The organism is Pseudoduganella lutea (assembly GCF_004209755.1).
In the GTDB taxonomy this organism is placed as follows: Bacteria; Pseudomonadota; Gammaproteobacteria; order Burkholderiales; family Burkholderiaceae_D; genus Rugamonas; species Rugamonas lutea.
Genome location: NZ_CP035913.1, coordinates 7253623 through 7266619 on the forward strand (window position 1 = coordinate 7253623; position 12997 = coordinate 7266619).

8 protein-coding genes are annotated in these 12997 nt (G+C 67.7%); 6 read left to right on the forward strand and 2 right to left on the reverse strand.

Annotated elements, in window-relative coordinates:
- Positions 1–3: 3 nt before the first annotated feature.
- Positions 4–2691, reverse strand: coding sequence for a TonB-dependent receptor domain-containing protein (locus EWM63_RS30590; protein WP_165391003.1), 2688 nt, complete (start codon positions 2689–2691; stop codon positions 4–6).
- A 115-nt stretch (positions 2692–2806) separates the two neighbouring features.
- Positions 2807–3628 carry a DeoR/GlpR family DNA-binding transcription regulator gene (locus EWM63_RS30595; RefSeq protein ID WP_130189888.1) on the reverse strand — a complete coding sequence of 274 codons (822 nt, stop codon included), beginning with the start codon at positions 3626–3628 and terminating at the stop codon, positions 2807–2809.
- 197 nt (positions 3629–3825) lie between these two features.
- Here EWM63_RS30595 and EWM63_RS30600 point away from each other — a divergent pair, with 197 nt between their 5' ends.
- The 6 genes from EWM63_RS30600 to EWM63_RS30625 all read left to right on the forward strand — a co-directional run bounded on the left by EWM63_RS30600 (position 3826) and on the right by EWM63_RS30625 (position 12725).
- Positions 3826–4515 carry a response regulator transcription factor gene (locus EWM63_RS30600; protein ID WP_130189889.1) on the forward strand — a complete coding sequence of 230 codons (690 nt, stop codon included), beginning with the start codon at positions 3826–3828 and terminating at the stop codon, positions 4513–4515.
- A 5-nt stretch (positions 4516–4520) separates the two neighbouring features.
- A complete protein-coding gene (locus EWM63_RS30605; RefSeq protein ID WP_130189890.1) occupies positions 4521–5930 on the forward strand; it encodes a sensor histidine kinase in 1410 nt (469 codons plus the stop codon).
- Complete coding sequence (locus tag EWM63_RS30610; protein WP_130189891.1) at positions 5927–7216, forward strand: ABC transporter substrate-binding protein; 1290 nt, start codon at positions 5927–5929, stop codon at positions 7214–7216. The genes EWM63_RS30605 and EWM63_RS30610 overlap by 4 nt, the downstream gene beginning before the upstream one ends.
- A gap of 489 nt (positions 7217–7705) precedes the next feature.
- Positions 7706–9517, forward strand: coding sequence for a pectate lyase-like domain-containing protein (locus EWM63_RS30615; RefSeq protein ID WP_207221198.1), 1812 nt, complete (start codon positions 7706–7708; stop codon positions 9515–9517).
- A 230-nt stretch (positions 9518–9747) separates the two neighbouring features.
- A complete protein-coding gene (locus EWM63_RS30620) occupies positions 9748–10008 on the forward strand; it encodes a hypothetical protein (protein ID WP_130189893.1) in 261 nt (86 codons plus the stop codon).
- Complete coding sequence (locus tag EWM63_RS30625; protein ID WP_130189894.1) at positions 10005–12725, forward strand: glycoside hydrolase family 3 protein; 2721 nt, start codon at positions 10005–10007, stop codon at positions 12723–12725. The genes EWM63_RS30620 and EWM63_RS30625 overlap by 4 nt, the downstream gene beginning before the upstream one ends.
- Positions 12726–12997: the final 272 nt, after the last annotated feature.

Below are 12997 nucleotides of genomic sequence, written 5' to 3' on the forward strand. Positions count from 1 at the left end.
TGCTTACCAGCGCTTGCTCAGGCTGACGGACACCACGCGGCCCAGTGGGTTGGCCGTATTGCCGTCGAAGCCCAGGATCGAGCCGCCGGTATAGAACACGGGCGGGTCGCGGTCGAACAGGTTCGTCACGTCGATGGCCAGCGTGGTGTTGTCGAGAATGCCGCGGTCCTTGAAGTTCCAGGCGAAGTGGCCGTCGACCGTGTTGAAGCTCGACACGCGCTGCACCGGCGACACGCCCGTGTTGCGGAACGTGCCCACGTGGTTGGCGAACAGCGCCGCGCTGAAATCGCCGCGCACCAGGCCGGCCTGCAGCCGCACCTTGTTGCGCACCGCGTAGTTCGTGTCCAGCAGCTCGATGGTGTCCGCCACGCCCGGCACGTTCTGGTCGAACGTCATCATGTGGCTGCCGGACAGGCCGAACTTCCACTGCCCCACGGCGCTCCTCAGCTGGTACTCCACGCTGTAGTCGATGCCCTGGATCTTTTCATCGGCAAAATTCTGGCGGCGCAGGTCGTACACCACGTACGGCAGGCCGACATCGGGATACACGAGGCCGTCGTGGCGCATGCCCGCCAGCAGCGGTTCGACGATCCCGCGCCAGTCCGCATCGCTGGCACCGGCCGGCCGCAGGATGCGATATGGCGCGTATGCATCGATCGGATTGGTCAGCACGCCGAACGTGGGGAACGTGATCACATCCTTGTAATCGATGCGGAAGTACGTCAGGCCCACCTTGAAGCCTTTCAACAGTTCCGGCCCCAGGTCGAGGCCCACGTTGTAGGTGTTGGCCTTTTCCGGTTTCAGGTTGTTGCCGCCTGCCAGCCACACCGCATAGTCGGAGGGTGCCGCGCTGGCACAGCCGATGTGCTGCACGGGATTGCAGTCGGCGCGGATGACGCGGGTATCGATGGCCGTCGGCGCGTCGGCCAGGCTGGGCGCGTGGAACGAGCGGCCGGCGGAGAAGCGCACCTTCACGCCGTCCGTCACCGTCCAGTTGGCGCCCACCTTCGGATTGGTCGTGTTGCCCACGTCGCTGTACTTGTCCCAGCGCGCGGCCACCGACACGTCCAGCCTGCGCACGCCGGGCAGCGCATTGGCGTCGCCGACGACGGGGAAATACAGCTCGCCGAACACGAAGTCGTCGTCGCGCGTGCCTTTCGACGTGTAGGGTGCCGACGTGAAGTTGCCGCCCACGGGGCCGGCCGACGTCAAGCCTTCCATTTCCTCGCGTCGGGTGCCCGCACCCAGTGCCGCCCTGGCCTTGCCGCCGCCCATCGCGAACAGCGGGCCATCGAGCTTCACCTGCGCTTCCTTCAGCGTATGCCGGGCGTTGTAGCGGGTGACGAAGTTGCCGATCCGCGCCAGCAGGCCGGCGCTCGTCTGCGCGCCGATGCCGGTCGGGTTGAACGTGCCGTCGGCCGCGCTGGCGATCGCCAGCGCCTGGTGGATGCCGTAGTTGTTGACGTCATCCTTCTCGATGCCGTAATTGAAGGCGACCCTGGCGTTCCACTCGTTCGGCAACTGCACGTTGGCGCCTGCCACCAGGCTGCGCGTACTGGTGGTGATGCGGTTCGTGAAGGCGCCGAAATCCGCTTCGGGGTTGTACGTGACTGTTTGCGGCGCATTGGCCGCCGCGCCGGCAAGCGGCAGGTAGAAGGGGCTGGTCGAGGGCACCGTCAGCGCCAGGCCGCCGCTGGTCACGCCGCCACCGGTCACGCGCGAATCGAGGGTGCGACCGGAGTACAGGAAGCTGGCGAACAGCTCCGTGGATTCGCCGGCGTCCTGCCGCACGCTGAAGTATGCCTGGTCGCGGCGCTGCGCCGGATACAGGTCGTTGCCGCGGTTGCTTTCGCAACGGACCGGGTCGCCCGGCACGAGCGCGCCGTTACCGGCCCTGTTGCCGATGATGGGATAGTTGACGCCCCCCACGCTGGCGGTACCCGGCGTGCAGTTCGAGGAACGCGTGTCCGGCCCGCCCCAGCGGCGCTGGTCGGCCACCGCGTAGGAACGGCCAAAGCCGTCCAGTGCCGAGTTTTCCGACCGTTCGATGGCGGCCAGCGCATGGCCGCCATCCCATTTGTGGCCCACCAAGTGGCTGAAGTTCTTCGTGCGGTAGCCGTCGGCGCTGCCGAAGCGCGCCTTGGTCTCGGCGCCGTTGAAGTTCTTGCGGGGCACGAAGTTGATGACGCCGGCCACGGCATCGGAACCGTAGATGGCCGAGCCGCCGTCGGCCATCACTTCCACCCGTTCCAGGATCGAGGTGGGAATCGAACCCGCGTCCGGTGCGGTCTGGTTGATGCCGGCGCCGGGCAGGCGGTGGCCGTCGAGCAGCACGAGCGTGAGGCCGGCGCCGCCATTGCCCACGCCGATGCCGTGGATCGCCGGCTGGTCCACGAAGTTGGCCTGGTTCTGGCCATTGTTGATGCCCGACGCGCCGAAGTTGTTCATCTCCGGCACGGAGCGCAGCAGCTCGGTGGATGTCGTGGCGCCGGTGGCGGCGATGTCTTCGCGCCGGATTGTCGTCACGTCGGAGCCCACGGCGGCCACGCCGCGGATGCTGGTGCCGGTGACGGTCACGACGTTTTCGGGTTGCACGGCCTGCTGGGCCGAAGCGCCCTGGCACAAGCCCGCCAGGCCGCAGATCGCCAGCGCGATGCGGGTCTTGCGGGTGTGGAATGGTTGTAGCGGCATTGCCTGTCTCCTGTCGTTGATATGGTTGGTGCGTTGCACTGCGTACTGCAAGGCGCGACAGGGCACCGCGCACGGCCGCTGGCCGCGCGTGCGTGGTCCCGCCACGGAGAAAGAATCAGTGCGGCCCGGCGCGAGGCAGCATGCAGGCGGCGGGGGCCGGCGCATCCGGCGGCACCACGTCGACCTCGATGCCGGCGCGCTCCAGCATCTGCACGCCGGCATCGGGCGCGCCGGTATCGGTGACGACGCGGGCAATCCGGTCGAGCGCGCACAGGAACATGCCGCCGCGCTTGCCGAACTTGGAGGAATCGGCCAGCACCACCACCTCGCGGGCCTGGTGCACGAGGCGGCGGCCGGCGCCGATCAGCAGCGCGTCGGCTTCCATCACGCCCAGCGCGGCCAGGCAATGCGCGCCCATGAACAGACGGTCGGCATGGCAGTATTGAACGGCCTCCGTATCGAAGGGGCTGAGGATGACGCCCTGCGCCGGATAGACCTTGCCGCCGCTGAGGATCACGTCGCTGTCGCCGCTGGCCAGCAATGCGCGGGCGATCGCGAACGAATTGGTCACCACCCGCATGCGCCGCCCGGCCAGGAAGCCGGCCATGTGGAAGGTGGTCGTGCCGCTGCCGATGAGGAGCGTGTCGCCATCGGCGCACAGTGCCGCGGCACGGCGGGCAATGGCGCGCTTGCGCTCGACGTGGACGCGCGCCGCTTCCTCGAAGGTGGCGCCCTGCCATGGCCGCGCGATGGCGGGTTCGATACGGCGCGCGCCGCCGTGCGTGCGGTGCAGCTGGTCGGCCGTGTCGAGCAGCCGGATATCGCGCCGCACGGTGGCCGCCGACACCCCGAGCCAGGCGGCGAGCCGTGGGATGGGCGCCGCGCCGTGCTCGGCGAGCAGGCGCAGTAACTGTTTGTGACGATGACGCTGGTCCATCGCGGTCTCCTTGTCGACCCTTGGCGGGCCTTGTTGTCGCTCGACTTGTCGATCGAACTTATTTTTCAAACCTTAACGATCTGTAATTAAATATACGGCTTCATTAATCATGCGTAAACGTCTTACGAAAACATTACAAAAAGTTGATCGTTTGTTGTCGACTGGCCGCAACGTTCATTTATTGTTAAACTCTTTTCATGCATATCCTCCTTGCCGAAGACGACCCGATCCTTGCCGACGCCCTGTGCGCCCACCTGCGCGGCCAGGGCTACACGGTGGAACACGCGCCCAACGGCCCCGTGGCCGAGTACCTGCTCGGGCGCGAGTCGTTCGACCTGTCGATCCTGGACCTGGGGCTGCCGATGGTCGATGGCCTCGACGTGCTGCGGCACGTGCGCGCCACGAACCAGCTGATGCCCGTGATCGTGCTCACGGCGCGCGATGCACTGGAGAGCCGGGTGGCCGGGCTCGATGCCGGCGCGGACGACTACATGACCAAGCCCTTTGATTTCCCGGAGCTCGATGCGCGCGTGCGCGCCCTGCTGCGCCGGGCCAGCGCCGGCAGCGGCACGGCGGACCTGGGGTTCGGCAAACTCAGTTTCGACCCGCGCACGCGGCGCGCGGCGATCGGTGGCGAACCCGTCGAGCTAAGTCCGCGCGAATGGTCGCTGCTCGAACTGCTGCTGCTCCACCGCGACAATGTGGTGACGAAGGAACAGATCAACGAAAGCTGGACCAGCGACGGTGCCGGCACAGGGGCCGGCAACGCGATCGAGGTCTACATCCACCGGCTGCGGCGGCGCCTCGAAGGCTCCGGCCTTGACATTCGCACGGTGCGCGGGCTGGGTTACCTGCTCGAGGCGGACGGCCGGGCCGCGCGCGCCTGACCCGCATGGTCTCCCTGCACCGCAAGCTGCTGCTCTGGCTCCTGCTGCCGCAGCTGGTGCTGTGGGTGGCCGGCGGTTTCTTCACCTACCGGCTGGCCGCCGGCTATGCCAACCGTGCCATCGATGCCAGCCTGGCCCAGGCATCCCGCGCGCTGCTGCGGCAGGTGAAACCGATCGAACAGGGCTTGCTGATCGACTTTCCCCGCGCTGCCCAGGACGTGCTGGAAGCGGACCCGCGCGACCCCCTGATGTACACGGTGAGCACGCCCCCCGGCCACTTCATCCTGGGGAACGAAAACCTGCCCGCGCCGCCGGCCGGCATCGGCCGCAAGCTCGATACGCCGTACTTCTACGACGGCGACGTGGTGCCGCAACCCGATCCCAGCGGCACGCCCAGGCAGATGCGCATTGCCGCCCTGTACGTGGCGTTCGGCGACATCAGCGCACCGCGGCAGACGATGCTGGTGCAGGTGGCCCGCAGTAGCGCGAACCGCGAGGAACTGGCACGCGCGATCCTGGCGGACACGCTGCTGCCGCTGTCCGGCCTCGTGCTGCTGATGAGCGTGATCGTGTGGGCCGGCATCCGCGCCGGACTGGCGCCGCTGGCGCGGCTGCGCCGCGAAGTGGAAAGCCGCGCGCCCGGCGACCTCACGCCCCTGAAGCTCGACCTGGCCCCCACCGAACTGCGCTCGCTGGCCGGCGCGCTGAACGACCTGCTGGCCTCCGTGCGGCACCACGTGGGCGCCCAGCAGCGCTTCATCGCCGACGCGGCCCACCAGCTGCGCACCCCGCTGGCGGGCCTGAAAAGCCAGACGAAACTGGCCCTGGAAGCGGCCGGCGACGAGGCCCAGCGCAGCCGGCTGGACATGGTGCACCAGAGTGCCACGCGCAGTGCCCACCTGGTGGCCCAGCTGCTGACGCTGGCGCGCGCGGAGCCGGGCGCGGCGGCGCTGGAGCGCAGCCATTTCGACCTGCACCGCTTCGTGCGCGAAGTGGCGGCGCACCTGGTGCCACGGGCGCTGCGCGCGGGCGTGGACCTGGGCGTCGACGCGCCGGCCGGCGAGATCGCCATGCATGCGAATGCGGCGCTGCTGCGCGAAGCGCTGACCAACCTGGTCGACAACGCGATCCGCTACAGTGGCCGGGGCGCCGAAGTGACACTGCGCGTCAAGGAAGATAACGCGGATGCCGTCATCATCGTCGACGACAATGGGCCGGGCATCCCGGCCGCCGACCGCGAACGCGTGTTCGAGCGTTTCGTGCGCGCCACCGAGGGTGGCGACGGGTGCGGGCTGGGGCTGGCGATCGTGCGCGAGATCATCGAGCGGCACCAGGGCACCGTCACGCTGGGCGATGCGCAGCCGCGCGGCCTGCGCGTGACGATCCGGCTGCCGCGCGGGGCGGTGGCGCCATGAGCGCCATGACCGCCATGGGCGCGCTTGCCGTGCGCTCCGTCCTCCTGCTGGCGGCACTGCTGCCGCCGGTGCTGCCCTCCGCCGCGCGCGCCGGCGAAGTCGAAGTGCTGCATTTCTGGGCCAGCGGCGGCGAGGCACAGGCGGTGGCGCAGCTGAAAGCCACCCTCCGGGCGAACGGGCACACGTGGAAGGATTTCGCGATCGCCGACGGCGGCGGCGGGCTGGCCGTGGTGATGCTCGACTCGCGCGTACGCTCCGGCAATCCACCCACCGCCGCGCAGATCAAGGGCGTGGCCATCCAGGAGTGGGCACGCACGGGAAAACTGTCCGGCATCGAGGACGTGGCCAGCGCGGAGCGGTGGAACGCCGTGCTGCCGCGGCTCGTCAGCGACACGATGAAGTACCGCGGCCATTACGTAGCGGCGCCGCTGAACGTGCACCGCGTGAACTGGCTGTGGATCAATGCGGCCGTGCTGCGCAAGGCCGGCGCGAAGGTGCCCGCGACGTGGGACGAGTTCTTCGCCGCGGCCGAGGCGATCCGCAGGGCGGGCATCACACCGGTCGCCTACGGCGGCCAGTCGTGGCTGGACATGGGCACGTTCGAGAGCGTGGCGATCGGCGTGGGCGGCGTGGACTTCTACAAGAAGGCGTTCCTGGAACTCGACCGCGCCGCGCTGGGCAGCCCGGCCATGGAAAAGACACTGCAGACCTACCGCCGCCTGAAGTCCTATACCGACCAGCGCAACATGGGCCGCGACTGGGTGGCGGCGACGGCCATGCTCAATCGCGGCGCCGCCGGCATGCTGATCATGGGCGACTGGGCCAAGGCGGAAATGCTGGCCGCCGGCAAGCGGCCCGGCACGGACATCCTGTGCACGCCCACGCCCGGTTCGCGCGAAGTGTTCAGCTTCGACATCGATTCGATCGTGCTGTTCGACGTGGCCGCGGACAAGAAGGCGGCCCAGCGCGACCTGGCGCGCGCCGTGATGGGCCGCGATTTCCAGCAGGCCTTCAATCTCGCCAAGGGCTCGATTCCGGCCCGGCTCGACGTGCCGCTGGACCGCTTCGACGCGTGCGCCCGCCGCGCCCGGCAAGACTTCCAGCACAGCGCCCGGCGGGGCACGCTGCTGCCCAGCGTGGCGCACGGCATGGCGCATCCCGCGCACACGGTGGCGCCGCTGTGGGACGTCGTCCAGCAGTTCTGGAACCAGGACCGGATGACACCGCGCGAAGCGATGGCGCGGCTGGTGGCCGCTGCGGGCCAGAAACCGGCGGCCGCGCGCTAGGCTCGCGGCTTGCTTCAGAACAGGGGTCAGTCCCTAATTCCGTTTAGTTAAGCCGACGTGGCCATTCGAGGTAGCGCTAGCGTGCTTGGTGTCGGACATTTTTTCCGAGCGGTTCATCCGGAAAATGTGTCGGACACCGGTCTTCGCCTGATGTTGCCGAATTCCTGAGCGGAAAACCGGTCGGTCCGCCGCAGCGGTCCGACACCAAGAAGCCGGTGTCCGACACCGATACGCTAGCGCCGAGGACTGCATCCGGTTCTGCTAACTGAACGGCATTAGGGTCTGTCCCGGGTTTCGGCACAACGCACCGGTGCGATGATGTTGCCTCTAAACAGGGGTCTGTCCCTGGTTTTTCCGGTTTGCATGCTGTCGAATCTACCTTGTAATTGATTATTAAGGTCATTAACCCGGTGTTAATCTGGTCTTCCGCGTGGTTCCGCGGCGGCCACGCCGGGTTCATCGCGCCGCATCGATAACAAGGAGATGGGTATGGAGATCATCAAGGCAATTTTCGCCACGCGCTGGACGGCCCGGCTCGCGGCCATCGCGGTCATGGCGGGCGCGGGGCTCCCGGCCGGGGCGGCGGCGCCGGATTTCGGCCCGAACGTGCTGGTGTTCGACCCGGCCACGCCATCGGCCACGATCGCAGCAAAGCTCGATGCGATCGCCGGCGAGGCGGAATTCGGCAGCGGGCGGCACGCGGTCCTGTTCAAGCCCGGCACCTACACCGTGGATGCGCAGGTCGGCTACTACACGTCGGTGGCGGGCCTCGGCCGCCATCCGGGCGACGTTGTCGTCAACGGCGGCCTGCGCGTCGAAGGCCGCATCGACTGGAGCGCCGGCACGGACAGCGCGCTGATCAACTTCTGGCGTTCCGTTGAAAACCTGTCCATCGTCCCCACCGGCGGCACCACGCGCTGGGCCGTGTCGCAGGCGTCGCCGATGCGGCGCGTGCACATCCGCGGCGGGGTGGAGCTGATGCCGGCATGGTGGGGCTACTCCAGCGGCGGCTTCATCGCCAACAGCCGCATCGACGGCCAGGTGCAATCCGGCTCGCAGCAGCAGTGGTACACGCGCGACAGCGCGATCGGCAGCTGGGCCGGCTCGGTCTGGAACATGGTGTTTTCCGGCGTGGCGGGCGCGCCCGCGCAGACCTACCCCGCCCCGCCCGTGACGACCCTCGAAACCACGCCACGCAGCCGCGACAGGCCCTTCCTCTATATCGACGGCGACGGCGAGTACCACGTGTTCAAGCCGGACGTGCGGCAACGTGCCAGCGGCCCATCCTGGGGGCTCGACGCGGCAACGCAGGCCGAAGCGGGAGTCTCGATCCCTCTGTCCCGCTTCCTGATCGCCCGGCCAGCCACCCCGACGGCGGACATCAACCGCGCGCTGGCTGACGGCCGGCACGTGCTGTTCACGCCCGGCGTCTACCAGCTGGACGACACACTGGCGGTGCAGCGGCCCGATACGGTGCTGCTCGGCCTGGGCATGGCCACGCTGGTACCGGCGCCCGGCAAGGCGGCCATCGTGACCGGCGATCACGCGGGCATCGCGATCGGCGCGCTGATCGTCGACGCGGCGCCGGGCGGTTCGCCCGTGCTGATGCGGATCGGCGCACCGCGCGGCACGGGCCCGCGCCCCGATGTGCCGGTTTCAAAAGGCGCGCAGCGCAATCCCGCCCTGCTGAGCGACGTGTTCTTCCGCATCGGCGGCGCCATTGCGGGCACCGCGGAGGTCAGCCTGGAAGTGAACAGCGATAACGTGATCATCGACCACCTGTGGGCCTGGCGCGCCGACCATGGCGCGGGCGCACAATGGTCCGTCAACCGCGCCGATACAGGGCTCGTCGTCAACGGCGACCATGTCACCGGCCTTGGCCTGTTCGTCGAGCACTACCAGAAGCGCCAGCTGGTCTGGAACGGCAACCATGGGCAAACGATCTTTTACCAGAGCGAGCTGCCGTACGATCCGCCCGCGCAGGCCGAGTGGATGGACGGCGCAGTAAACGGCTACGCGTCGTACCACGTGGGCGCCGGCGTGAAGCGGCACAGCGCCATCGGCCTGGGCGTCTATTCCTTCTTCAATGCGGGCCAGCCGATCATCGAGACCAGCGCGATCCGGGTGCCGGATACGGCGGGGGTCACGATCGAGCACGCCGTCGCGGTGTTCCTGTCCGGCTCGGGCGGGATCTCGCACGTCGTCAACGAGCAGGGCGCGGCGGCAGATGCATCTTCGTACATCAGCTACCTGAACCGCTACACGGGAAGCCGGGCCGCCGGCCGCCACCCCGTCGACTGACCGGCCAGCATCGACCATCCCGGCAGGCAGCCGGGATGTCTTCCATGTCCATCTCCCTCTCATTCCTAGCAACTCTGCATATTTCCGTTTTGACAATAGATTTTACAAACTAACATTAACGCTATTGTTAATATTGTAAAGTCTCGTATATACTGTACTCATTGGTACGCTTTTAAAGCGCCTCTGTTCGTGCGGCCGCGCGACTCCCTCATTTCCATCGGAAGAACACCATGAACATCCAACGCCATCGCCATTGGGCGCTCGCGGCCGCCCTGTGCGCGCTGTCGGCGCACGCGGCCGAACCGAAATCCACGCCAGCCGAAACCCCGGCCGCGCAGCAGGAACGCGCCGCCCGCGCCGAATTCCTCGACAAGCAGAAGCAGCTGTTCGAGGAAAAACGCATCACGGTTGATGCGCCCGCCCGCGACTCCACCCCTGTACTCGACCTGCCACAGGAAGAATCGGATACGCCGGGAGCGGTGAAGCGATGAAGCGATCCTCTGTCCTGCCCGGCGCCTTGCCGGCGATCGCTGTCCTCTGCCACGCCGTGCTGCCCCTCGCCGCCACCGCCGGCCCCGTACAGGGGAACGAAGTGGAAGCCCGCGTCGGCGCGATGATCGACAACATGAGCCTCGCGCAGAAGTTCGGCTTCATCCGTGTCAACGACGGCCACATGCTGCCGGTGCTGCCATCGCAAGGCTTGCCGGGCACCGTGGCCTACGATTCCTCGATGGGTGTGCACGTTGGCCTCGGCACGTTCGGCGCCCAGTTTCCGTCGCAATCGGCGCTGGCGGCCACGTGGAGCATCAATCGCGCCCAGCAGTTCGGGCTGGCGCTCGGCTACGAGACCCGCCAGGCCGGCGCGCAGCAGATGCTGTCGCCGGGCCTGAACATGTTCCGCACGCCGTTCAACGGCCGCAATGCCGAATATGTCAGCGGCGAGGATCCGTTCCTGGGCGCCGTGCTGGGCCCGGCGATCACGAACGCCATCCAGGCCCAGGGCATCCAGGCGGCCGCCAAGCACTACGTGGCCAACGACCAGGAAGCCAACCGCCACCTGCTCGACGTGACCGTGGACGAGCGCACGCTGCGCGAAATCTACCTGCCCGGCTTTGAATCGACGGTGAAGAACGCGAATCCGGCGTCCGTGATGTGCGCGTTCAACAAGATCAACGGCGACTACGGCTGCGAGAGCCATCACCTGATCACCGAGGTGCTGAAGGGCGAATGGGGCTTCCGCGGCTTCGTGATGAGCGACTTCAACTCGATCCACCACCCGCAGAAGGCGGCGTGGGCGGGCGCCGACCTCGACATGCCGAGCGGCCTGGCGTTCACGGACCAGACAATGTACGACCTGGTCTACAGCAACCAGGTGCCGATGAACGTGCTGGACGACAAGGTGCGCCGCAACCTGCGCGCGATGGTCAGCTACGGCTTCGACAAGACCCTGCCCGTGCCGACGCCGCTGGATACCACGTACGGCGATGCCGCCTCCCTGGCGGTGGCGCGCGAGGGCATCGTGCTGCTGCAGAATGACAGCGGCAAGGGTGGCTCGATGCCCCTGCTGCCGCTGGCGACGAATGCCCGCGTGGCGGTGATCGGCGACCTGGCGCAGCAGTCCCCGGCTTCGCCGTTCGGCACGGCATGGGCGCCGGCGAACCGCTACGTGACGGAATTGAGCGGCCTGCGCCAGCTGAACGTGGACCCGGCCAACGTGACGTTCATTCCCGCGCTGTCGCTGAACCCGGCGCAAGCCATCTGGTACCAGCCCGGATCGACGGCGGCCGCACTGGCGCCCGGCCTGAAGGCCGAATACTTCACCAATACGACGCTGGCCGGCTCGCCCGCGACGACGCGCGTCGAACCCGGCGTGGCGCTGGACTTCATGGCCGGCAGCAATGTCACGGCGGCGGGCACCAGCACGCTGGCCGGCATCGCCACGGGCGCCGGCGCGTTCTCGGCGCGCTTCACGGGCACCATCCGCCCCACCGTCACCGGTGCGCATGTGTTCAAGGTGCGCGCCGATGGCGCCTACAAGCTGTGGGTCAATGGCGAACTGGTGATCGACTTCGACGGCGTGCCGGTCGCGGGCGACGTGGTCAACGCGTTGGCAAAATCGGGCAAGACGGCGCAACTGAAGGCCGGGTCCCTGTACAGCGTGAAGCTGGAATACCGCCGGGTGAGCGGCGCCTACTTCCCGGTGCTGGGCGGCATCAACGGTATCCAGATGAGCTGGGCCTCGCTGTCCGCCCCAGGCAACCTGGCCAGCTACGACGCGGTCGTCGTCGCCGTCGGCAAGAACGCCGAGCATGAAGGCGAAGGCATCGACGTGGCGTATGAACTGCCGGAATTCCAGTCCGAGCTCGTGGCCAGCGTGGCCAAGGTCAACGCCAACACGATCGTGGTCGTGCATGGCGGCGGCCCTTCCGAGATGAAGAGCTGGTCGAAGAAGACGGCGGCCGTGCTGCAGGCCTGGTATCCGGGCCAGTTCGGCGGCCAGGCGCTGGCCGAGATCCTCTACGGCACGGTCAACCCGTCCGGCAAGCTGCCGGTCACGATCGGCGGCACCGCGGCCGATTACCCGACGACCGCCGGCTATGGCGCGATCGCCGACTACCAGCCATCGGGCACCTTCGCCGACGCGTCGACCAACCAGGCGCGGAAGAAGATGGCCTATGCGGAAGGTGTGTTCATGGGCTACCGCGGCTTCGACAAGACCGGCGTGAAGCCGCTGTATCCGTTCGGCTTCGGGCTGTCGTATACCACGTTCGGCTATTCGGGCCTGGCGCTGTCCGGCACGGACCTGAATGCCGGATCGACCATCGACGCAACGTTCACGCTGACCAACCGCGGCACGCAGGCCGGCTACGAAGTGGCGCAGCTGTACGTGCGCCCCGCCGCGGCCACGGTGGCGCGCCCGAAACAGGAGCTGAAGGGCTTCGCCAAGGTGTTCCTGCGCGCCGGTGAAAGCAAGACCGTCACGATCCCGGTCGATGCGCGTTCGCTGAGCTTCTACGACGTGGCCACGGGCAGCTGGCAAGTCCCTGCCGGTAAATACACCGTGCACGTGGGCAGCTCTTCCGTGGACCTGCCGCTGAAGACCACGCTGTCCGTGAAGACGGCCCTGCGGCTGTCGACCGGCGCCTCCAACCCGTTGCCGGCTCCGGTGCGGGAAGCCGTGCAGGTCGCCGCGGATCGGGCTTACTAAGCACGCGGCCTGTCATCGCGACAGCTGCCACGGGCCGGTCATTGCGCCGGCCCGTGGCTTTTCCCCATCCGCACCAACAGCATCGCGCCGCCAACGGCCGTGGATCCCCTTCGCCGCCGTGCAGCAGGCGCTCGTCCTCTCTCTCTCTCCCTCCTCTGATACCGGAAGATCGCGCGCCATCGAACCGCCTGTCCAATCATGTGCAGCAGCGTAAATAGTGTTCGATCACCGCACAAACGGTTGTCTATCGAACGGACGTTCAGTATAGTTGC

Excerpts from the sequence above, each read along its gene's own strand:
- EWM63_RS30610 (WP_130189891.1), top strand. The coding sequence starts at position 5,927 with ATGAGCGCCATGACCGCCATGGGCGCGCTTGCCGTGCGCTCCGTCCTC.
- EWM63_RS30605 (WP_130189890.1), top strand. The coding sequence starts at position 4,521 with ATGGTCTCCCTGCACCGCAAGCTGCTGCTCTGGCTCCTGCTGCCGCAG.
- EWM63_RS30600 (WP_130189889.1), top strand. The coding sequence starts at position 3,826 with ATGCATATCCTCCTTGCCGAAGACGACCCGATCCTTGCCGACGCCCTG.
- EWM63_RS30595 (WP_130189888.1), bottom strand. The coding sequence starts at position 3,628 with ATGGACCAGCGTCATCGTCACAAACAGTTACTGCGCCTGCTCGCCGAG.
- EWM63_RS30615 (WP_207221198.1), top strand. The coding sequence starts at position 7,706 with ATGGAGATCATCAAGGCAATTTTCGCCACGCGCTGGACGGCCCGGCTC.
- EWM63_RS30625 (WP_130189894.1), top strand. The coding sequence starts at position 10,005 with ATGAAGCGATCCTCTGTCCTGCCCGGCGCCTTGCCGGCGATCGCTGTC.
- EWM63_RS30590 (WP_165391003.1), bottom strand. The coding sequence starts at position 2,691 with ATGCCGCTACAACCATTCCACACCCGCAAGACCCGCATCGCGCTGGCG.
- EWM63_RS30620 (WP_130189893.1), top strand. The coding sequence starts at position 9,748 with ATGAACATCCAACGCCATCGCCATTGGGCGCTCGCGGCCGCCCTGTGC.